We start from the raw sequence: 20,585 nt of genomic DNA on the forward strand, positions 1-20,585 counted from the left end.
CAACCCTGCGGATCGCCTGTGCCGCGGCCGAGACGTCGTTCGCAACTTCTGCGCATCAAGGAGCACGATCATGGCCAACCTGGCTCAGGCCCGTACCGACGAGGATCTCGACCTGTCGACGCTCGCCGTCCCCGACCACGCGCGCATGCCGCCCTTCTCGCTGACGATGGCGTGGTGGGCCGTGTGCAGCGCGGTGTTCTACATCGTCGTGGGCGCCACGCTCGCGCTCACCTATGGCGCGCGCAACGCGCTGATCGGGATGGCGCTGTCGGTCGTGTCGTACGGCCTCGTCAACACGATCATCAGCCGCTATGCGATCCGCACGGGACTCTCGGTCGCGCTGTTCTCGCGCGTGCTGTTCGGCAGCGCCGGCGCGGCGCTCGCGACACTGATCTTCTTCGCGACCGCGATCTACTACGCGGTGTTCGAGGGCTCGGTGATCGCGGTTGCCGCGCACCACCAGTTTCCGGCGCTCGACTACAAATGGGCCGCGCTGCTCGTCGTCTGCTACAGCGTGCCGCTCGTGTTCGGCAGCGTGCAGCACTGGCTCGACAAGTTCAACGGCGTGCTGCTGCCGTTCTACCTGCTCGGGCTCCTCGCGGCGGTCGGGCTCGCGACGGCCGAATACGGCTACAACGCGGCGTGGCTCGATTTCGGGCCGGCCGGCAACGCGCCTGCCGGCGGCTGGTGGCACTGCTTCGTTTACTACATGGGCGTGTGGGTGCTGATGATGTTCACGTTCGACTACGCGCGCTTCGGCCGCAAGGAAGACGCGGGTTATCACGGCCGCTTCAACTTCGGGATGCCGTTTTACCTCGTCACGTTTCTCGTCAACGGCGCGGCCGGCATCTATCTCGTCAGCACGATTCCGGGGCTCGGTACGCTTTCCGAAGTATCGGTCGTGCTCGCGCTGCTGAAGCTGATGGGGGTGTGGGGATTGCTGTTCGTGTGGGTCACGCAATCCCGCATCAACACCGCGAACTACTACCTCGCGACCGTCAACATGCAGGCGTTCTTCCTGAAGGTGGCCGGCGTGCGCGCGCCGAAGTTCGTGTGGGCACTCGTGGTCGGCGCGGTCGTCTATGCGCTGATGATGGCGGACATCTTCTCGCGAATCCTGCAGGCGCTCGCGTACCAGGGCATCTTCGTCGTCGCGTGGGTCGGCGTCGCGCTCGCGCACATCCTGTCCGGCCGGTACGGGCAACTCGTCGGCGACGACGTCGAATGCCGCGACGCCCATGTGCCGACCTTCAATCCGGGCGGGCTGACCGCATGGTTCGCCGGCGCGTTCACGGGACTCGCGCTAAACCAGGCGACGGGGTTCGCCGCGTCGCTGTCGGCGCCCGCGACGTTCGTCGTGTCGTGGGCCGTCTATCGCGCGCTGCTGGGCACCGCGAAACGTACCTGGTTCGTGCGCAATACGTGACGGGGTACGCGTGCCGCCGCGGGCCGCGCAATCGTCTGCCGCGCGCTGGCGTGATTCGTCGCGCCGTGGCAGCCGCGCACCTCACACGTGCGACGCGGCCCCGTCGATGGTCGCGCGCACCTTCGCGACGAGCAGTTCGTCGACCGGTGCCAGCACCTCGCCGCGCGGCCGCACGCCCGAGCCGAAATGCACCGCGCGCACGCCGGTCGCGCGGACGAAATCGCCGACCGCATCGACCGTGAGCCCCGAGCCGGCCAGCACCGTGCAGGTCGAGCCTGCCGTCTGCCGCACCAGCCGCGTGATCGTCGCGACCGCGTCGAGTACCGACGGATGGCCGCCCGACGTCAGCACCGACGTGACGGCCGGCACGCGCAGCAGCGCGTCGAACGCTGCGTTGAGATCGCGCGACACGTCGAACGCGCGGTGGAACGTCAGCGCGCGGCCGTCCGCCGCGGCCGCGATGCGGGCCAGCGCGCCCAGATCGACGTCGCCGCGCGCGTCGAGCGCGCCGAACACGACGCCGTTCGCACCGGCCGCGACGGCCGCGCGCACGTCGCGCTCGATCACGCGCAGGTCGTCGGCGTCGTAGACGAACGACCGGCTGTGCGGCCGCACGATCACGTTGACGGGAATCGGCACGGCGGCCACGACGGCTTCGATCAGGCCGACGCTCGGCGTCAGCCCGCCTTCGGTGATCGCGGTCACGAGTTCGAGGCGGTCGGCGCCCGCGCGGGCGGCGGCCTTCGCGTCGCCGACGGTCGTGGCGATCACTTCGAGGAGGATGGAAGAAGCGGCGTTTCGGCTCATGGGCGGCCCGCGAATCGTCAGGACAATTCGCGCATCCTAGCCGAGCCGCGCGACGGGCGCCAGCGTGACGGGCGCCCCGCCGTCAGCGGCGCCCCGTCAGTCCCGTCGCGAGTCGCACCGTCAGCCGCGCCGCGCGAGCCACACGCCGACGAGCGCGGACAGGCCGGTCACCACGGCGCCGGGCGCGAACCGGAACATCCGCGCGTTCACGTCGACGCCCTGCTGCTGCATCACGTCGACGATCCCCGGCGCCAGCAGGAGCGTCACCCAGCCGATCACCCCGAACGCGGTGGTCGCGGACGCGACGAGCAGTGCGATGCCCGCGCCACGCGCGCGCGGCCGGAACGCGCCGGCGAACGCGCCCACGGCCAGGAACACGGCCGACAGCACGAACAACACGGCGACGAACACGAGCATCGCCCGCGTATGGCCGAGCTTCATGAACGCCATCATCTGCGCGGTGATCACGCACATGCCCGCGATCGCGAACAGCACGATCGCGAGCGCGTTGCGCACGACGCTCATGCGCTCGCCTGGCGGAAATACGCGGTCGCGGGGCGCCGGAACAGCAGGTAGACGAACAGGGCGAACAGCAGGAAGCCGGGGATCAGCACCGCGAACATCGACGCCGGCATGTTGACGAACGAGAACGCGAAACCGAACACGGCCGTCACGATATAGGCCTTGCGCGACCATTCGCGGCCCTTGAGGATCGCGATGCCGATCACGACGTTCACGGCTTCGATGAGCACGCTGATACCGAGCGTCGCCCAGACGGGCAGCAGGTAGTGCGACAGCAGCGCCTGGGTGGTCGGCATGCCGATCGTGAATGGCGTATAGATGCACGTGATCGCGTTGGTCACGATGATGATCCACGCGAGAATGGTCAGCGAAATCGGTCTTTTCATTGTGTTTTCCTTGTTATTCGCCGCCATGGTGGCCCCCGGGACGGCGCGCCCGCGGTCACGATGGCCGCGGTCGCGCCATTGTCGGGGAAGCGCGGGGCGAGCGCAACGGGCCGCCCGTACCGGCCCGGATCGCCCTGCTCGCCGCCTGCGGTGCGCGCGCCGCTAGCCGGCGTCCGCTTCGTCGTCGGCCCAGTCGATATCGCCGCACAGCACGCGCTGCGTATCGCCGACGCGCACGGCCACCGACAGCGTCACGCACGGCTGCGCCTCGTTGATCGACAGGTACGGCCGCGTGACCTGCACCCGCCCCGGCTCGGCGATTGCCGAGCGGAAATACGGCCGGCGCAGCCAGTTCGCGCCCTGTGCGTCCGCCAGCGGCGAAAAGCGTGCCTCGGCGAGCGCGCGGTCGGCGCGCAGCACGACGTTGCGGCCCGACTGGCGGCCGTGCGCGTCGAGCAGGAAGCAGCGCGCGGCCGCGTCGAGCGCGAGGAAGTTCCAGCACACCTCGTCGAGCGGCTCGCCGGCCGCGAGGCGCTCGGCCGCGCGTTCGAACGCGCGCAGGTACGGCGCGAGCCGCTGCGCATCGCGCCGCTCGCGCGCCTCGGTCTGCTGGCGAAAACGCTCGGTCAGCTCGCCGATGCAGCCCGTCGCGGCCGCGCTGTCGGGCAGCCCCGGCGCCGGCCGGCCGAAGTAGTAGCCCTGCACGAAATCGGCCTCGCACGACAGCGCGATCTGCGCCTCGTGCTCGGTCTCGATCCCCTCGACGAGCACCAGCTTGCCGGCCTCGTGCAGCAGCGTCACGAGCCCGTGCAGGATCGCGGTGAGCCCGGTGCGGTGCGCCGCGTGCGACAGCATGATCCGGTCGAGCTTCACGATGTCCGGGTTCAGTTGCCAGATCCGCTCGAGATTCGAGTGGCCCGCGCCGAAATCGTCGAGCGCGATCAGGAAACCGTGCGTGCGGAATTCGCGCACGGCCTCGGCCAGCCGCTCGACGTCCTCCGCACGCTGCTCGAGCACTTCGAGCACGATGCGGCGCGGCGGCATGCCGAGCCGCTTCAGGTTCGCGAGCAGCGCGGCCGCCTGGAACGGGTCGGTGAGCACCCCCGGATGCACGTTGAGGAACAGCCACTCGCGCTCGGCGCCGAGCAGCGCGAAGTTCTCGAGATGCAGCGCCTGCGCGAGCCGGTCGAGCTGCAGCAGTTCGCCCTGGCGCGCGGCTTCGCCGAACACGTCGAGCGGCGACACCGCGCGGTCGAGCGCATCGTGCGCGCGCAGCAGCGCCTCGTAGCCCACCGCACGCTGGTGCGACAGGCTGAAAATCGGCTGGAACACGGTCGTGAGCGTCAGGTCGCGGTGCTGCGTCGCCAGACGTTCGAGGCCGGAACTCACCTCCCGCTCGAACCGGTACGGCGACGCAGCGGCCGGACGCTCCTGTTGCACGATCGTCATGCCTTCCTCCTGGTAATGCCTTCGAACGCGGCGCCCGGCAAGGCGAACGGCGCGTGCAATGTCATGGTTGGACCCTCGGTTGCCCGGTCGAAGCCGGACGGTTGACCAGCATCAAGCAAGCTCCGTGCAAGGCGCGTAGAACCCATGCGCCGCGCGGGCTCACCGGGCCGCCGCACCACCGTGGCACACGCGCGACGCACCAGTTTCGTGCGCACGCACCGGCCGCTCGAACGCACCCGTCACGCTGTCACGCTACACTCCGTACGATCGTTTCATTCCCCGTATTCGCCGTATCGATGGAAATCGTCTTCACCGTCCTGATCCTGCTGCTGACCGTCGCGCTGTCCGGCGCCGTCACGCGCATCCTGCCGTTCCAGTTGCCGTTGCCGCTGATGCAGATCGCCTTCGGCGCGATGCTCGCGTGGCCGAAGCTGAACCTGCACGTCACGTTCGATCCCGAAATCTTCATGCTGCTGTTCATTCCGCCGCTGCTGTTCGCGGACGGCTGGCGGATTCCGAAGCGCGAGCTGTACCTGCAGCGCCGCGCGATCCTGATGCTCGCATTCGGGCTCGTGTTCATGACGGTACTCGCAGTGGGCTACTTCGCGCACTGGCTGATACCCGAGTTGCCGCTGCCGATCGCGTTCGCGCTCGCGGCCGTGCTGTCGCCCACCGACGCGGTCGCGCTGTCGGGCATCGCAGGAAAGGGCCGGATTCCGCCGCAGCTGATGCACATCCTCGAAGGCGAGGCGCTGATGAACGACGCGTCGGGCCTCGTCGCGCTGAAATTCGCGATCGCGGCCGCGCTGACGGGCATGTTCTCGCTGCGCGATGCGTCGATCACGTTCGTGATCGTCGCGGCCGGCGGCCTTGCGACGGGCGCGATCGTGTCGTGGGCGTTCAGCGCGCTGTCGACGCGCTTCCTGAACGCCGAGCAGGAAGGCGATCCGGCCCCCGGCATCGTGATGACGCTGCTCGTGCCGTTCGCGGCCTACCTGTTCGCCGAGCACCTCGAGCTGTCGGGCGTGCTGGCGGCCGTGTCGGCCGGGATGATGATGAATTACACGAGCTTCTCGCGCAAAAGCACCGTCGCATCGCGCGTGCGCGCCGAAAGCACGTGGGCGATGATCGAGTTCGTGTTCAACGGCATGGTGTTCATCATGCTCGGGCTGCAGCTGCCGCACATCATCGGCCGCACGCTCGTCGACGCGCACCACACGAGCGACGCGCTCGTCGGCCGGATGATCTTCAACGTCTGCGCGATGATGCTCGCGCTGTACGCGATCCGCTTCCTGTGGGTCTGGCTGCTGCGCTGGTTCGCGAGCCGTCGCGCCGCGCGCCAGGGCCTCGCCGGCACGATGGCCGGCACCCGCACGATCGCGGTGATGACGGTCGGCGGCGTGCGCGGCGCGGTCACGCTCGCCGGCGTGCTGTCGATTCCGGTCGCGCTGTCCGACGGCGTGCCGCTGCCGGGCCGCGACACCGCGGTCTTCATCGCGTCGGCGGTGATCCTCGGCTCGCTCGTCGTCGCGGTGATCGGCCTGCCGCTGCTGCTGCGCGGCGTGCGTTCGTCGCGCAGCCCGCTCGGCGACGAGGAACGCGCCGCGCGCGCGGCCGCCGCGCAGGCCGCGATCCGCGCGATCGACTCGTCGCACGACGCGATCTCGGCCGATCTCGACGAATCGGGCGCCGCGCGCTGCGCGGATATCTCCGCACGCGTGATGGACCAGTACCGCCGCCGCCTCGCGACGCTCGCCGAGGACGGCCCCACGCCGCGCGCCGAAGCGAAGCAGGCCGAAACGATGGAACTGCAGATGCGGATCGCGGCCGTGCGCGCGGAACGCACCGCGCTGTACCGGCTGCGCAGCGACAGCAAGATTTCCGACGAGACGCTGACGAAACTGCTGCGCGAGATCGACCTGTCGGAAACGGCGCTGTCGACGCGCAAGAAAGGCATTCTCTGACGGAACGGCGGCTGCCGGCACGCAGCCGTCGACGTACATAAAAAAACGGCGACGCACCAGCGTCGCCGTTTTCACATCCGCCCGAGCGCGCGTTACTTCGCGACCACGACCGGAATCCCCTTCAGCATGCCCGCGCCCTTCATCTCGTCGAGCGCGTGCTGCACGGCCGCGCTCGTCGCCGCGTCGATGCCGAGCTGCAGTGCGAGCTCGCGCTCCGCGCGCTTCACGCCGGCCAGATTGCGCACCTTCACGTGACCGAAGCCGCGCACGCGGGCATGCAGGTCGGCCAGTTGCGCGACCAGCGCCGCATTGCCGGCCGTCATCGCGGCGAGCGCCCGCGCGAGCGTCGTCTCGTAGTCGTCGGCGAGTGCGCGTTCCATCCTGCGCTCGACGGTGCGGCCGAACGGATCGAGCCACGTGCCGCGCAGGCTGCGCACGCGCGCCAGCACGCCGAACACCGGCCACATCCACTGGCCGAACACGCGCTTCTTCGGCACGCTGCCGTCGCTGCCGGCCTTCGCGACCGTCGGCGGCGCGAGGTTGAACTTCACGCGATAGGCCTGCCCCGGCACACCTTCGAACTGCGCTTCGAGCGCCGTGCGGAACGCGTCGTCCGTGTACAGCCGCGCGACCTCGTATTCGTCCTTCACCGCGAGCAGCCGGTAGAACGTCGTCGCGACCGCGCGCGTGAGCGCGTCGTCGCCCTTCGCACGCGCCGCGCTCACGAGCGCACGGTAGCGCTCGACATAACGGGCGCCGCCGTACGCATCGAGACGCGCCTCGCGATCGGCGATCAGCTCGGCGAGCGTCTCCGGCGCGGCATGCGCGGCCACCGTGTGGCGCGCGTTCCACAACGCCTCGAGGCCCGCCGCGTCGCCGGCCGCCATCCGGCCGATCGAGAACGCGAGCTTGTTCATCGGCACCGCGACGTTGTTCAGTTCGATCGCGCGCATCATCGCCGCGAGCGACACCGGCACGAGGCCGAGCTGCCATGCATAACCGAGCATCAGGATGTTCGCGCCGATCGAGTCGCCGAGGAACTTCGCGGCGAGCGCCTGCGCGTCGCAGCTCGACAGGTAGCCGTCGCCGGCCGCGTGACGCATCTTCTCGAGCAGCGCGTCCGCATGCAGGTTCGCGTCGGGGTTCTGCACGAACGATGCATTCGGGATCCGGTGCGTGTTGACGACGATCCGCGAACGTTCGTGACGCACCGTCTGCAACGCCTCGGCGCTCGCGCCCACAACCATGTCGCACGCGAGCAGCACGTCGGCCTGCTGCGTGTCGATGCGCACCTGGTTCAGCCACCGGTCGCTCGACGCGATCCGCACGAACGACAGCACCGAGCCGCCCTTCTGCGCGAAGCCCATGAAGTCGAGCACCGACGCGCTCTTGCCTTCGAGGTGCGCGGCCATGCTGATCAGCGCGCCGACCGTCACGACGCCCGTGCCGCCGACGCCCGTCACGAGCATGTCGAACGGCGCCGCGTCGAGATGCGTCGCGGGCACCGGCAGCGCATCGACGCGCGCGGCGAGCGCGGCTTCGTCGAATGCGGCACCGGCGGCCTTCTTCAGCGCCGCGCCCTCGACCGTCACGAAGCTCGGGCAGAAGCCGTTCACGCACGAATAGTCCTTGTTGCACGACGACTGGTCGATGCGGCGCTTGCGGCCGAGCGGCGTCTCGAGCGGCTCGACCGACAGGCAGTTCGACTGCACGCCGCAATCGCCGCAGCCTTCGCACACCGCGTCGTTGATGAACAGGCGCTTGTCCGGGTCGGGGAATTCGCCCTTCTTGCGGCGGCGGCGTTTCTCGGCCGCGCAGGTCTGGTCGTAGATCAGCACGGTGACGCCCGGCGTCTCGCGCAGCTCGCGCTGCACCGTGTCGAGCTCGCTGCGGTGATGGAACGTCGTGCCTTTCGGGAACAGCCCGTGGTGACCGTCGTACTTCTCCGGTTCGTCGGACACGACGACGAAGCGCGACACGCCTTCCGCCTCGACCTGCCGCGCGATCTGCGGCACCGAGATGCTGCCGTCGACCGGCTGGCCGCCCGTCATCGCGACCGCGTCGTTGTAGAGGATCTTGTACGTGATGTTCGCTTTCGCGGCCACGGCCTGGCGGATCGCGAGGATGCCCGAGTGGAAGTAGGTGCCGTCGCCGAGGTTCTGGAACACGTGCTTCGTGTTGGTGAACATCGCGTGCGCGGCCCAGTCGACGCCCTCGCCGCCCATCTGGATCAGCCCCGTCGTGTCGCGCTCCATCCACGACGCCATGAAGTGGCAGCCGATGCCGGCCTGCGCGATCGAGCCTTCCGGCACCTTCGTCGACGTGTTGTGCGGGCAGCCCGAGCAGAAGTACGGCGTGCGCTTCACGGCATCCGCCTCGTTCGACAGGATCTGCGGCGCGACGAGATCGACGACGCGCTCGCGGCGGTCGAGCGCCGGCTTGTGGCGCGCGAGCCATTCGGCGAACACGGGCAGGATGCGCGACGGGCGCAACTCGCCGAGTTCGGACAGCAGGCAGGCGCCTTCGGCATCGTGCTTGCCGAGCACGCGCGGGCGCGCGCCCTCGGTGCGGTTGTACAGATAGTCCTTGATCTGCTGCTCGATGACCGGGCCCTTCTCCTCGATCACGAGCACTTCGGCGAGCCCGTCGACGAAGGTCTCGATACGCGTCATCTCGAGCGGATACGACAGGCCGACCTTGTAGATCCGCACGCCGGCCGCGTCGAGGTCGGCCACCGTCAGGTCGAGGCGGCGCAGTGCTTCCATCAGGTCGAGGTGCGCCTTGCCGCAGGTCACGATGCCGACGTTCGCCTGCGCGCTCGGTGCGATCCACTTGTCGATGCTGTGGGTGCGCGCGAAATGGCGCACCGCGTCGAGCTTCGCGGCGAGGCGCGCTTCGATCGTCAGGCTCGGCAGGTCCGGCCAGCGGTTGTGCAGGCCGCCCGCCGGCGGCGTGAAGCCTTCTGGCGCCGGCCAGTGCGTCTGCAGCGCGTCGAGGTCGACGGTCGAGCCCGACTCGACCGTTTCGGAGATCGCCTTGAAACCGACCCACGCGCCCGAGTAGCGCGACAGCGCCCAGCCGTACAGGCCGAATTCGAGCATGTCGGCGATGTTCGCCGGGTTCACGACCGGCATGTGCCACGCGATCATCGCGAAGTCGCTCTGGTGCGGCATCGACGACGACACGCAGCCGTGGTCGTCGCCCGCGACGACCAGCACGCCGCCATGCGGCGACGAACCGTACGCGTTGCCGTGCTTCAGCGCGTCGCCCGCGCGATCGACGCCCGGGCCCTTGCCGTACCACATCGCATACACGCCCTCGACCGTGCGCTCGGGATCGGCCTCGACGCGCTGCGTGCCGAGCACGGCCGTGCCGCCGAGTTCCTCGTTGATCGCGGGCAGGAAGCGCACGCCGCCGGCGTCGAGCAGCTTCTTCGCCTTCCACAGCTGCTGGTCGACCATGCCGAGCGGCGAACCGCGATAGCCGCTGACGAAGCCGGCCGTGTTGAGCCCCTGTTCGGCGTCGACCGTGCGCTGCATCAGCAGCAGGCGGACCAGCGCCTGCGTGCCGGTCAGGAAGATCCGGCCGCGCGTCGCGGTCAGGTTGTCGGTCAGGCGGTAGTCGGACAGGGCGGGCGTGCCATCGACGGGCAAGCGGGCGGTCATGGGGGAAGTCTCCTGATTGTGCTGTTCTGGGCTGCGCGGCAGGCGTCGGACGACGCGTGGGGGACGGCAGCGAATGGCTCTATTTTTTCGCGCGCAGCCGAGAATGTTTTTTCTCATCTTGCTCGGACGGGGCTGTAGCGAGAAAAACTGCGCAGGTTTTTGACCAAATTTGAGATAGTTCTCGCGCGCGGCGGCCGGGCGGGATGGGCGACGTGTCGGGGCAGACGGGCTGTTTGCCGGGAACGCGCGGGATTGCCCGACGACGGCCCGGGTATGTGGCGGTTGACGCTCGCGCCCCGTGTGACAAGGGTTTCGGCGGGTGGAGGCGGTCACGCTCACCGTTGAGATGCACAGCGTTCCGATTGGGCGGCGGAGCGGGATGTCCACAATCCCGCTCTCGCGCTCACCATTCGATTGCACAGGGTTTCGAGTGGCGTGGGAGCCGGGATGTCCACACCGTCATCGGCATGCGGCACGCTCCAGTGCCGACGCTCACCGTTGAAATTCACAGCGCGGCGAGTGGGTTTCGGCGATGGATATCCACACCGGAAATGGCGCATGTCGCCGATCCGGCGTTCACCCTCACCGATCGAATACACTGGGGAGCGACTGGGTTTGTCGGCCGGTATCTCGCCCGGTCAGGCAGGCCGGAACCCGCATGCGGCACAATCGCGGGCTCGCGCTCACCGTTGCAATACACAGGGCTTCGAGTGGCTGCCATGGCGGTTATCCACGTCCGATCCGGCAGAACCGCCCACCACGCGGGCACCCTCACCGTTGAAAACCACAGCGCTTCGAGTGATCCGCCGCGCAGGATATCCACATGGGCAAGAATCCGCCGGGAGACAGCGGGGCCGCCCCGGAAGGCGCCGCCGGCCGGCATTCCGTGCCGGAAGGGGCTCATCGGTCGGTCGAGCGCTGATGTTCACCGTCGCAGCACTTCGAGTAATCGGGAACGCAGGATATCCACATGGACGAGGATCCGCCGAGCCATGGCGGAGGGCCTGGAAGCGCCACCGCGCCGGCGGCATTCCGAGCCAGAAGCGGCTCATCGGCCGGTCGAGCGCTGATGCTCACCGTCGCAGCACTTCGAGCGATCCGGGACGCAGGATATCCACATGGGCGAGAGTCCGCCGAACAACAGCGGGAGCCCGGACGCGCCACCGCGCCGGCATTCCGTGCCAGAAGCGGCTCATCGGCCGGTCGAGCGCTGATGCTCACCGTCGAAATACACAGTGCCGCGAGTCGTTTCGGCTGCCGGATATCCACACGGGAGCCCGCGCTATCTTCGCTCACATGCTCGCGTGCGAGCCGGATGTGCACGACGCTTCAGGTGGTGTTGGCTTGGGCTTGGGCTTGGGCTTGGGCTTGGGCTTGGGCTTGGGCTTGGGCTTGGGCTTGGGCGGCCGAATGATCGCATTCTGGTGCGCTGACCGCCTATCGCGTGTCGATGCGCGCCTTTGCGGGCACGTCGAGTCGCTCGCGAACGCGGCGATGCGCGGCAAAATCGGCGCATTGCAGACCATTCCACCGCGCTCACCGTTAGAATGCACGGCCCTTCGGGTGGCAGCCGATGCCGGGATATCCACGTCGCGGCGCATCCGCGGTTCGGCCACGATGCGCGCGTTCGGCTAGAATGCGCGGCGCGCCGAACCTCGGCAAAAGTCAGGAAACCCCGCCGGGAAAGGCGCGCCGCGGAATCGGCGCCGACCCTCACCGTCGAATTCCACAGCATTTCGCCTCGTTCCGCGGGCGAGTTGTCCACAACCCGCTTCATGCACTTCGCATCATCCGGCGACCCTCACCTGTGAAATCCACAGGGCGCCGAGTCGTTTCGGCGTGAGGATATCCACATCCGATCGCACTGCACGACCTTCGTCGAAACATCGACAGGCGCGGCCCGAGCCTCCACCGGCGGCTATCGGGCAGACACCGGAAAGCCCCGTCCGGACGGCCTCGACGGCACCCTCACCATTCAAATGCACAGCGTTTCGAGTCGCCTCGAGGGTCGGTTATCCACATCCGTCCGGCCAGACTGCTTCGAACGGGCACGCGCCCTCGTGCCGCGTCATTCGGCAATCGACCGGATGACCGCTGCCGGATTACCGCCAACCAGCACATTCGGCGCAACATCCCGCGTGACGACGGCCCCGGCCGCGACCACCGAGTTTTCGCCCACCGTCACACCGCCGACGATCGTCGCGCCGGCGCCGATCCATACGTTGCGTTCGATCACGATCGGCTTCGCGACGACGAAATCGCGCCGCCGCGAAGGTTCGACGGGATGGCCCGACGTGATGAGACTGACGTTCGGCCCGATCATCACGTCGTCGCCGATCGCGAGCCCGCCGAGATCGTAGAACGTGCAGTTCTGGTTGACGAACACGTTGCGCCCGAGCTTCATGCCGGTGCCGCCCGTCGCATGAAACGGCGGGATCAGCACGAAGCCGTCATCCACCGGCGTGCCGATCAGTTCGCCGAACAATGCGCGGACTTCCGCGGCATCGTCGAATGTCAGGCGGTTGATCCGCGCGGCGATCGCCATCGCCCGCTTGATCTCGGCCACCATCGCCGCCGACTCCGGCGTTCTTCCCGGAATGATCGTGGTGCGATCGTCGTTTGCCATGCGTGAGTTGTCTCCCATGATTTCCCTGTTTCGTGTCGTATCGGCGAATGCGGCCGGATGCGAGTCTTGCCGTGCGCACGGGCACTGCGGGCGTCACGACGCCGGGCAAGTGACGCCGGCTTCCGCCGGAATTTTTCATCCCGTTCATAACTAGTATGAATATGACTAGTTATTCGTTTACTTCCTTGTCACATCGAGCTTTGCCCGGTTTTCCACTCGAAACGCCACGCGTCCGGTCATCGCTCGCAGATGGCCGCCCCTCACCGGGCGCCCCTGGCCGGGCGCCCCTGTCCGAACCTCCGGCGCTCGGGTACGCTTGAGCATCCACCGGACCGACAGCTGCACCCAATCACGGAGGCACGATGAAGCTCTACTACTGGCCGAAGACCCGGGCATTCCGGGCGTTGTGGATGCTCGAAGAACTCGGCGTGGTGTACGAACTCGTGCCGATCGACCTGCGCTCGCACGAACAGGGCAGCGATGCGTTCGTGCAGGTCAACCCGATGGCCAAGCTGCCCGCGCTCGACGACGGCAGTGTGCCGTTCGCCGAATCGGGCGCAGTGCTGCTCTATCTCGCCGACCGCTGCCCGGGTGCCGGGCTCGGCATCGCGCCCGACGATCCGCTGCGCGGCCGCTTTCTCCAATGGATGTTCTTCACGCCGACCTGCCTCGAACCGGCGATGGCCGAAAAATTCACCGGCGCGTCGGGCAATCCGGTCGCATTCGGCTGGGGCAACATCACGCGCGTGCAACGCGCACTCGCGCAAACGCTCGCCCATCATCCATGGCTCGTCGGCGACCGCTTCACCGCGGCCGACCTGCTGCTCGCCAGCACGCTGAAGATCGCGTTCGACGCGCATCTGCTGCCGCACGAAGGCGTGCTCGGCGACTACGTCGCGCGCGCCGAGGACCGCGACGCATTCCGCCGCGCGGTCGCGATCGAACAGCGCGAAGCGGCGCGCCTGCTGCATGCGTGACGCGTCGCGCGCGGGCGGTGCCGCCAGCCGCCCGCGGGCGTACCTACGCAGCCGGGCCCGGCGCCGCTGCGTCGGCATCGACCACCGCGCCCGGCGAGCCGCGCTCGTCGGTATCGGTGTCGACCGGCACGACTTCATGAAAATGCGTGTAGTCGATGTGCGTGATGCCGTCTTCGTCGTGCATCAGGTCGACATAGCGGTGACGCCAGCGGATTTCACCATGCACCCACGTGTGACGCGCCTGCATCACCTGCGCGGTCGTCTCGTCCGAGCCTTCGATCGTGATCAGCAACGACGCGTCGCGCGCGGCGAGCGATTCGGGCGTCTCGCCGAACAGCGCGCTCGATTCGTCGATCACGTGCATCAGGTTCCAGCCGAGCAGGAATATCGGGTGCTCGCTGCGCACGAGCGGCAGGTCGTGGATCTTGCGCAGCGTGTAGCCCTCGTGCGTGCCCTCGATCCGCATCAGCCGCAATTTCGCCTGCGCCTCGGCAATCACGTTCTGGCGCGCGTTCGCGGCGCGCACCATCAGCGTCATCCTGCCGTTCAGCGGCCGGACGATCGCGTAGCGCGCGAACAGGATCTTCGCCTGCGGCCGCGAAAACCGCGCGAACACGAGCCCCGTGGCCAGCGCGATGCCCGACATCCCGATGAAGATCTCGAACGTCGCGACCAGGTGCGCATAGACGGTCTGCGGATGCATGTCGCCGTAGCCGACGGTCGCGAGCGTCTCGACGCTGAAGAAAAACGCGCCGCCGAACCCGGCCGGCGACTGGTTCGCGATCGACGCGTGGCCGAGCAGGTAGAGCATTGCAAAGCCGCCGTTGAGCAGCAGGAACAGCACGGCGAGCGACAGGAAGAAAACGGGCCAGCTCACCGTCAGCGCGCGGTGATAGAGGTCGCGCCAGCCGAGCGGCGGCATCCCGTACGCGATGACCGGGCGTGTGCCCGACCAGATCTTGCGGCCACGGCCGCGGGAGGCTGGGGAGGACGAATCGACATTCATCGCGCGGCGCCGGAAGCAGGAAGGCGATGAGCGTAGCACGCGCGGCCGCGGCCGGGTATGCGTGCCGGTTCGGAACGGACGTCCGCCGCGCCGCCGGCCGCCAGGCACAAAAAAGCCGGCCGCGGAAGCGGCCGGCTGCGTCGTCAGCGTGCGGACAGGCGCGCGGTGTGCGCGGCGCTCACTTCCTGTCGACGATCACCTGGTCGAACGTGCCGCCGTCCGCGAAATGCGTCTTCTGCGCATTCGCCCAGCTGCCGAAGACCTGCTCGACGCTGAACGTCTTCAGCGGCTTGAACTCGGCAGCATGCTTCTTCAGCACGTTCGCGTCGCGCGGGCGCAGATGGTGCTGCGCGATGATCTCCTGCGCTTCCGGTGTGTACAGGTAGTCGAGATACGCCTGCGCGACCTTGCGCGTGCCCTTCTTGTCGACGACCTTGTCGACGACGGCGACGGGCGGCTCCGCGAGGATGCTCGCCGACGGATACACGGCGTCGAACTGCGCGCCCGACGCACCGGTGTCCATCAGCGCGACTTCGTTCTCGAACGTGACCAGCACGTCGCCGATGCCGCGCTGCGTGAACGTCGTCGTCGCGCCCCGGCCGCCGGAGTCGAGCACCGGCACGTTGCGGAAGATCGCCTTCTCGAAGTCGATCGCCTGCTGGTCGGTCGCGCCCTTCTGCTTCTGGAAGCCCCATGCGGCGAGATACGCATAACGACCGTTGCCCGACGTCTTCGGGTTCGCGATGATCACCTGGACACCCGGCTTCGCGAGATCGCTCCAGTCCTTGATCGCCTTCGGGTTGCCCTTGCGCACCAAGAACACCATCGTGGTCGAGTACGGCGAACTGTTGTCCGGGAAACGCGCACGCCAGTCCTTCGGCAGCAACTGGCCGCGCTCGGCGAGCAGGTCGATGTCGTTCGGCTGGTTCATCGTCACGACGTCGGCCTGCAGCCCCTGCAGCACCGACAGCGCCTGCGCGCTCGACGCGCCGTGCGACTGCTTGATCGCGACCGTCTCGCCGGTCTTCTGCTTGTACGCGGCGGCAAAGCCCGTGTTGATGTCCTTATACAGCTCGCGCGTCACGTCGTACGACACGTTCAGGATCGACGTGTCCGCGTGCGCGGCCGACGCCGCCACGACCAGCGCCGCCGCCGCGCCCGTGTGCAGCCAGCGGCCGATCCCCTTCATGCTTGCCATCGTGATATGCCCCGCTTCCAGTGGTGGTGAATGTGCGTGACGGCACGCGTACGCGCTGTCATCGAAACGTAAGCGGGCATTCTAGCGGCCGGGCGCGGCGCGCTTTCCAATCAGTCGTGGAAAGCAAATCTCGATTCCTGCTAAACGGCGGCGGACACTCGCGTGCGCATCGAATCCGGTGTTAAGATCGCCGCTCAGCCCATTCACGGTTCCTCCATGTCCGCTGCCCTGCGCTCGCTTCCGATCCTCGCCGCCGTCGCGGCAGGTGCGCGCGCGGCCGGGCTGAAACTGAAAAAACGACTCCTCGACTGACGGGGACGTCGCGTCCCGTCAGGCGAATGCCGGACGGGATGCCCGCAGGTCGTTTCATTCTCCTTGCACGCATGCCTCGCTCCGGCCCTCCGCCGGCGGAACGGTTCCTTCCCACTCCGTTTCCACCATGAGGCTTTGCATGAACACACGTTTCGAAGGTATCTGGCTGCCGATCATCACGCCGTTCCACCACGGCGAAGTCGACCATGCCGCGCTCGCGCGACTCGCGCGCCACTATGCGGGCGCAGGCATCGCGGGCTTCGTCGCGGGCGCGACGACGGGCGAAGGCGTGCTGCTCGACGCACGCGAACAGGACGCCGTGTTCGCGACGCTGCGCGACGCGGCGCCCGGACTGCCGATCGTCGTCGGGCTGACCGCGAGCGCGACGCATTTCGCGGCCGCGCGTGCGCGCGAACTCGCGGAGTTGCGGCCCGACGGGCTGCTCGTCACGCCGCCCGTGTACGTGCGGCCGACGCAGGATGGCATCCGCCGCCACGTCGAGGCGATCGTCGACGCGGCCGACCTGCCGGTGCTCGTCTACAACATCCCGTACCGCACCGGCGTGAACGTCGAACTGGACACGCTGCAGGCGCTTGCGCGCGACCCGCGCGTCGCGGGCCTCAAGGAATGCGGCGGCACGCTCGACCGGATGAGCCGGCTCGTGCACGACACGCCGCTCGCGATCCTGTCCGGCGACGACAACCAGAACTTCGCGGCGATGTGCGCCGGTGCGCACGGCGCGATCGCGAGCAGCGCGCACGTGCTGCCCGAATGGCATGTGCGCATCCATGCGCTGCTGCGCGACGGCCGGCTCGCCGATGCGCGGCGCCTGTCGGTCGCGCTGCAGCCGCTCGTCGCGGCGCTGTTCGCGGAGCCGAATCCGGCACCGGTGAAGGCCGTGCTGGCCGCGCAAGGGTGGTGCGAGGACGGGTTGCGGCTGCCGTTCGTGCCGGCGAGCGAAGGGTTGCGGGAGCGGCTGGCCGCGCTCTGCGCGGAACTGGACGAAACCGCACCGGACGCCGCAGCGGCATGACCCGCGACGCCCCGTGAAGCGCCGGCGACCGACGGCTTTCGTGCCGACAAATCGCTTCAAACTGTCAGAACGAGAGACAGGCCGTACCGTGCAAGATGGGTATCGGCCGTCACGAGCTGAAGCGGCTCGAGCCATGCCTGCGCGACCAGCAAGCGATCGAACGGATCGCGATGGTGGTGCGGCAAATCGCGCACTGCCGCGCCATGCACGGCACGAACCGGTAGCTCGCGAATCCCGCTCGAGCCGATCGCGCGGATCAGCTTGCCGACGTCGATATCGAGCTTCCCCAAGCCGGCCTTGATGGCGGCCTCCCAGCTACTCGCGCTGCTGGCGAAACGCTCGTCGGCGGCCGAAATCAGTCGGCGCGCCCGTGCGCTGAGCTTGGGGTCATCGGTCACGATCCACAACAAGACGTGCGTGTCGAGCAACAACCGCATCAGCGCCCTTCGAACGCATCCAGCAGGTAATCGGGCAGCGGCGCATCGAAATCGTCCGTGATCCGGGCTTGCCCTTGCAGGACACCGAACCGAACGGGCGGATTGGCAGACGCGAGTCGACCGGCTGACGCCCCGTCGCCGCGGATCGTGGTATCTGCCCGTTGGGCCGGATCGACCGTACCGGCGCCGGGCGTATTCGCGTTTTGCATGACGACCTCCGTTTCAAGTGATCATCACTGTAGTCAGGTTCACCCGATCGATCCATTCGGCCAATCGGCAGAGGGACTGCCGAACCGCAACCCGCGGCGGCAATCGAACGTTTCGTCACGCCGCCAGCGCCGCCACCGCCCCCTCCGTCGCATCCCGCACCGCTTGCGTCACGATCCACGCGAGCCGGTCGACAGTCGGCGTCGCCGACGACGTGCGCCGCAGCAGGATCAACGGCAGGCTCGGCAACGCAGGCAATCCGAGCGAAGCCGCATCGAGCACGCGCACCGACGCGGGCAGTCCGTAATGCGAACGCACCGTCAGCCCGAGGCCGGCCGCCGCCGCGGCCCATAACCCGGCGAGACTCGGCGTCGTGAATGCAACGCGCCACGGCACGCCCGCGCGGTCGAGCGCATCGGTCGCGGCGCCGAAGAACCGGCACGGCCGGTCGAACACGACGAGCGGCAGCGCCTCGCCCGCGGCACGGCCGCCCGTTGAAGCGTGCGCGGCAGCCGCCCCGACTTCCGCCCCTTCGTCGGCCCCTTCGTCGGCCCCACCCGGCACGCCGAACCCGCCCGCCCCCGCCGCCCCGACCCACTGCATCGGCACCTGCGCGATCACCTCGCTGTCGATACCCGGCCGCGACAGCAGCGCAGCCGACACCGGATCGCCCCACACCAGCGCGAGATCGAGCTGGTTCGCGTCGAGCCGGTCGAGCAGGTCGGCATTGCGCGCCACGCGCGCCTCGATCCTCACCTTCGGATGCGCGCGCGCGAACCGCCCGAGCACGTCGGGCAAAATCGCCTCGCCGAAATCCTCCTGCAACCCGACGCGCACCCAGCCGTCGAGATTGACGCCGCGCACGGCCGCGGCCGCCTCGTCGTTCAGCTCGATCATCCGCCGCGCATAACGCAGCATCGCGTCGCCGGCATCGGTCAGCGCAAGCCCGCGCCCGGATTTCACGAACAACGGCGTGCCGGCCTGCTCCTCGAGCTTGCGGATCTGCGCGCTCACCGCCGACGACGAGCGCGCGACACGGTCGGCCGCCTTCGCGAAACTGCCGAGATCCACGCCCGCGACGAGGCTGCGCAGCGCCGCCACGTCGAAGTTGGGCCGGGCCAGCGCGGCATCGGCCAGCGCGAGCGACTCGCCGCCGCCGCGTGGAATGTCTTGTCCGGGCATTTCAACCATCCTGTTTTATCGAACGATTCATCAAGAACTTTCCGATTTTCAGGATGAATGTAGGTCGCCAGACTGTGGATGTCAATTTCCAACCGGGCCTGCCGCCATGGATACCACCTGCATCGCCTCCCCCTCCTCGCCCGCCCGCGATGTACGCGGCCCGGCCCATCGCTGGCGCGTGCTGGCCGCCGGCGTGGCCGCGAACATGAGCTTTTCGGCCGCGGCGGCCGGCATCCCGACCACCGCCGTGTGGATGCGCACGGCCTACCACCTCGACAACGGCTCACTCGGCCTCGTGCTCGGCGCGCTCGGCTTCGGCGTCGCGCTGTCCGAGCTGCCGTGGGGGATCGCCGCCGACCGCTTCGGCGATCGCCGCGTGCTGCTGACCGGGCTCGTCGCGACGGCCGCGATGCTCGCGCTGATGGTGTGCACGATCGTCCCGAGCGCGCACGCGGTGCCGCCGCTGGCGCGCGTCGTCGTGGCGATGTGCTGCGTCGGCCTGCTCGGCGGCAGCGTGAACGGATCGAGCGGACGCGCGGTGATGCGCTGGTTCGGCGAGCGCGAACGCGGGCTCGCGATGAGCATCCGCCAGACGGCCGTGCCGCTCGGCGGCGGCGTCGGCGCGGCGCTGCTGCCGTCGCTCGCGTCGCATCTGGGCTTCGCGGCGGTATTCGGTGCGCTGATGCTGCTGTGCGCCGGGTCGGCCGTGCTGACCTGGCGCTGGCTGCACGAACCGCCCGCCGAACCGGCTGTCGCACACGGTGCCGCGCATCGACCGGCCGCTCGGCCGCAACCCGCGCGGCTCGCGCACGGCCCGCTCGCGAGCGCCCGCGTGTGGCGCATCGTGCTCGGCATCGGCCTGCTGTGCGCGCCGCAGTTCGCGGTGCTCACGTTCGCGACGGTGTTCCTGCACGACTTCGGCCGGCTCGGCCTCGCCGGCATCAGCGCGGCGATGGTCGTGTTGCAGCTCGGCGCGATGGTGATGCGCGTCTGGAGCGGCCGCCATACCGACCGGCACGGCAACCGGCGCGCGTACCTGCGCGGCTCGGTGCTCGTCGCGGCCGGATCGTTCACGCTGCTTGCCGCCGCGACGGCCGGCAGCCCGCACGTGCCGCTCGCCGCGATCGTCGCGATTCTGGTGTTCGCGGGCGTGTGCGTATCGGCGTGGCATGGCGTCGCGTACACGGAGCTCGCGACGCTCGCGGGTGCGAACCACGCGGGCACCGCGCTCGGGATGGCGAACACGGTCGTCTACCTCGGGCTGTTCGCGACGCCGCTCGCGATCCCGCCGCTGCTCGCCGTCAGTTCGTGGAGCGTGGTCTGGCTCGCGGCCGCGCTGCTCGCTGGCGCGACCTATCCGCTGTTCGCCACGCGCTAGCGGCCGCACG

At 68.7% G+C, this 20,585-nt stretch carries 17 protein-coding genes; 6 read left to right on the forward strand and 11 right to left on the reverse strand.

The genetic code is table 11. The features are described 5' to 3' along the window. Nucleotides 1-70 precede the first annotated feature (70 nt). Nucleotides 71-1,426, forward strand: a complete 1,356-nt coding sequence (locus ABY44_RS38775; RefSeq protein ID WP_027788990.1) for a purine-cytosine permease family protein — start codon at nucleotides 71-73, stop codon at nucleotides 1,424-1,426. 81 nt (nucleotides 1,427-1,507) lie between these two features. Here ABY44_RS38775 and ABY44_RS38780 read toward each other — a convergent pair whose 3' ends face one another. From ABY44_RS38780 to ABY44_RS38795, 4 genes are all read right to left on the reverse strand, one after another. After that, nucleotides 1,508-2,233, reverse strand: coding sequence for a copper homeostasis protein CutC (locus ABY44_RS38780; RefSeq protein ID WP_021157415.1), 726 nt, complete (start codon nucleotides 2,231-2,233; stop codon nucleotides 1,508-1,510). 120 nt (nucleotides 2,234-2,353) lie between these two features. Further along, nucleotides 2,354-2,758 (reverse strand): hypothetical protein, encoded by a 405-nt coding sequence (locus ABY44_RS38785; protein ID WP_060171957.1) that lies wholly within the window; start codon nucleotides 2,756-2,758, stop codon nucleotides 2,354-2,356. Continuing rightward, on the reverse strand, nucleotides 2,755-3,141 hold the full coding sequence (locus ABY44_RS38790; protein WP_027788988.1) for a hypothetical protein: 387 nt from the start codon (nucleotides 3,139-3,141) through the stop codon (nucleotides 2,755-2,757). The genes ABY44_RS38785 and ABY44_RS38790 overlap by 4 nt, the downstream gene beginning before the upstream one ends. Nucleotides 3,142-3,303: 162 nt before the next feature. Next, nucleotides 3,304-4,590 (reverse strand): sensor domain-containing phosphodiesterase, encoded by a 1,287-nt coding sequence (locus ABY44_RS38795; protein ID WP_027788987.1) that lies wholly within the window; start codon nucleotides 4,588-4,590, stop codon nucleotides 3,304-3,306. 296 nt (nucleotides 4,591-4,886) lie between these two features. Between ABY44_RS38795 and ABY44_RS38800 the strand changes: the two genes are divergently transcribed. Continuing rightward, nucleotides 4,887-6,554 (forward strand): Na+/H+ antiporter, encoded by a 1,668-nt coding sequence (locus ABY44_RS38800; RefSeq protein WP_060171959.1) that lies wholly within the window; start codon nucleotides 4,887-4,889, stop codon nucleotides 6,552-6,554. A 92-nt stretch (nucleotides 6,555-6,646) separates the two neighbouring features. Here the strand turns inward: ABY44_RS38800 and ABY44_RS38805 are convergent, their stop codons facing one another. Then, nucleotides 6,647-10,219, reverse strand: coding sequence for an indolepyruvate ferredoxin oxidoreductase family protein (locus ABY44_RS38805; RefSeq protein WP_060171962.1), 3,573 nt, complete (start codon nucleotides 10,217-10,219; stop codon nucleotides 6,647-6,649). 2,068 nt (nucleotides 10,220-12,287) lie between these two features. Then, nucleotides 12,288-12,845, reverse strand: coding sequence for a sugar O-acetyltransferase (locus tag ABY44_RS38810; protein WP_060171966.1), 558 nt, complete (start codon nucleotides 12,843-12,845; stop codon nucleotides 12,288-12,290). A 362-nt stretch (nucleotides 12,846-13,207) separates the two neighbouring features. On the opposite strand from ABY44_RS38810, the gene ABY44_RS38815 reads away from it, so the two are divergent. Then, a complete protein-coding gene (locus tag ABY44_RS38815; protein WP_060082766.1) occupies nucleotides 13,208-13,822 on the forward strand; it encodes a glutathione S-transferase family protein in 615 nt (204 codons plus the stop codon). 43 nt (nucleotides 13,823-13,865) lie between these two features. On the opposite strand, the gene ABY44_RS38820 is transcribed toward ABY44_RS38815, so the two are convergent. Further along, complete coding sequence (locus ABY44_RS38820; RefSeq protein ID WP_027788982.1) at nucleotides 13,866-14,828, reverse strand: ion channel; 963 nt, start codon at nucleotides 14,826-14,828, stop codon at nucleotides 13,866-13,868. Between the two features lie 178 nt (nucleotides 14,829-15,006). Continuing rightward, a complete protein-coding gene (locus ABY44_RS38825) occupies nucleotides 15,007-16,026 on the reverse strand; it encodes a sulfate ABC transporter substrate-binding protein (protein WP_048026803.1) in 1,020 nt (339 codons plus the stop codon). Nucleotides 16,027-16,188: 162 nt separating this feature from the next. On the opposite strand from ABY44_RS38825, the gene ABY44_RS38830 reads away from it, so the two are divergent. Both ABY44_RS38830 and dapA read left to right on the forward strand, forming a co-directional pair. Beyond that, complete coding sequence (locus ABY44_RS38830) at nucleotides 16,189-16,338, forward strand: hypothetical protein (protein ID WP_193107521.1); 150 nt, start codon at nucleotides 16,189-16,191, stop codon at nucleotides 16,336-16,338. Between the two features lie 139 nt (nucleotides 16,339-16,477). Next, nucleotides 16,478-17,371, forward strand: a complete 894-nt coding sequence (dapA, locus tag ABY44_RS38835) for a 4-hydroxy-tetrahydrodipicolinate synthase (RefSeq protein WP_060171968.1) — start codon at nucleotides 16,478-16,480, stop codon at nucleotides 17,369-17,371. Nucleotides 17,372-17,427: 56 nt separating this feature from the next. Here dapA and ABY44_RS38840 read toward each other — a convergent pair whose 3' ends face one another. From ABY44_RS38840 to ABY44_RS38850, 3 genes are all read right to left on the reverse strand, one after another. Then, nucleotides 17,428-17,808 carry a type II toxin-antitoxin system VapC family toxin gene (locus tag ABY44_RS38840; protein ID WP_060171970.1) on the reverse strand — a complete coding sequence of 127 codons (381 nt, stop codon included), beginning with the start codon at nucleotides 17,806-17,808 and terminating at the stop codon, nucleotides 17,428-17,430. Continuing rightward, nucleotides 17,808-18,017: a hypothetical protein gene (locus tag ABY44_RS38845; RefSeq protein WP_060171973.1), complete on the reverse strand. Its 210-nt coding sequence runs from the start codon at nucleotides 18,015-18,017 to the stop codon at nucleotides 17,808-17,810. Before ABY44_RS38845 ends, ABY44_RS38840 begins: the two co-directional genes overlap by 1 nt. A gap of 115 nt (nucleotides 18,018-18,132) precedes the next feature. Continuing rightward, nucleotides 18,133-19,197 carry a LysR substrate-binding domain-containing protein gene (locus ABY44_RS38850; protein ID WP_060171976.1) on the reverse strand — a complete coding sequence of 355 codons (1,065 nt, stop codon included), beginning with the start codon at nucleotides 19,195-19,197 and terminating at the stop codon, nucleotides 18,133-18,135. 106 nt (nucleotides 19,198-19,303) lie between these two features. Here ABY44_RS38850 and ABY44_RS38855 point away from each other — a divergent pair, with 106 nt between their 5' ends. Further along, nucleotides 19,304-20,575 carry an MFS transporter gene (locus tag ABY44_RS38855; RefSeq protein ID WP_060171978.1) on the forward strand — a complete coding sequence of 424 codons (1,272 nt, stop codon included), beginning with the start codon at nucleotides 19,304-19,306 and terminating at the stop codon, nucleotides 20,573-20,575. The last annotated feature ends 10 nt before the right edge of the window (nucleotides 20,576-20,585 follow it).

This window comes from Burkholderia sp. ZZQ-2, from assembly GCF_050768715.1.
Classification (GTDB): domain Bacteria; phylum Pseudomonadota; class Gammaproteobacteria; order Burkholderiales; family Burkholderiaceae; genus Burkholderia; species Burkholderia cepacia.

Coding starts and splice junctions, on each gene's coding strand:
- ABY44_RS38840 (WP_060171970.1), bottom strand. CDS start 17,808: ATGCGGTTGTTGCTCGACACGCACGTCTTGTTGTGGATCGTGACCGAT.
- ABY44_RS38790 (WP_027788988.1), bottom strand. CDS start 3,141: ATGAAAAGACCGATTTCGCTGACCATTCTCGCGTGGATCATCATCGTG.
- ABY44_RS38820 (WP_027788982.1), bottom strand. CDS start 14,828: ATGAATGTCGATTCGTCCTCCCCAGCCTCCCGCGGCCGTGGCCGCAAG.
- ABY44_RS38800 (WP_060171959.1), top strand. CDS start 4,887: ATGGAAATCGTCTTCACCGTCCTGATCCTGCTGCTGACCGTCGCGCTG.
- ABY44_RS38850 (WP_060171976.1), bottom strand. CDS start 19,197: ATGCCCGGACAAGACATTCCACGCGGCGGCGGCGAGTCGCTCGCGCTG.
- ABY44_RS38815 (WP_060082766.1), top strand. CDS start 13,208: ATGAAGCTCTACTACTGGCCGAAGACCCGGGCATTCCGGGCGTTGTGG.
- ABY44_RS38810 (WP_060171966.1), bottom strand. CDS start 12,845: ATGGCAAACGACGATCGCACCACGATCATTCCGGGAAGAACGCCGGAG.
- ABY44_RS38785 (WP_060171957.1), bottom strand. CDS start 2,758: ATGAGCGTCGTGCGCAACGCGCTCGCGATCGTGCTGTTCGCGATCGCG.
- ABY44_RS38780 (WP_021157415.1), bottom strand. CDS start 2,233: ATGAGCCGAAACGCCGCTTCTTCCATCCTCCTCGAAGTGATCGCCACG.
- ABY44_RS38845 (WP_060171973.1), bottom strand. CDS start 18,017: ATGCAAAACGCGAATACGCCCGGCGCCGGTACGGTCGATCCGGCCCAA.
- ABY44_RS38775 (WP_027788990.1), top strand. CDS start 71: ATGGCCAACCTGGCTCAGGCCCGTACCGACGAGGATCTCGACCTGTCG.
- ABY44_RS38825 (WP_048026803.1), bottom strand. CDS start 16,026: ATGGCAAGCATGAAGGGGATCGGCCGCTGGCTGCACACGGGCGCGGCG.
- ABY44_RS38855 (WP_060171978.1), top strand. CDS start 19,304: ATGGATACCACCTGCATCGCCTCCCCCTCCTCGCCCGCCCGCGATGTA.
- dapA (WP_060171968.1), top strand. CDS start 16,478: ATGAACACACGTTTCGAAGGTATCTGGCTGCCGATCATCACGCCGTTC.
- ABY44_RS38805 (WP_060171962.1), bottom strand. CDS start 10,219: ATGACCGCCCGCTTGCCCGTCGATGGCACGCCCGCCCTGTCCGACTAC.
- ABY44_RS38795 (WP_027788987.1), bottom strand. CDS start 4,590: ATGACGATCGTGCAACAGGAGCGTCCGGCCGCTGCGTCGCCGTACCGG.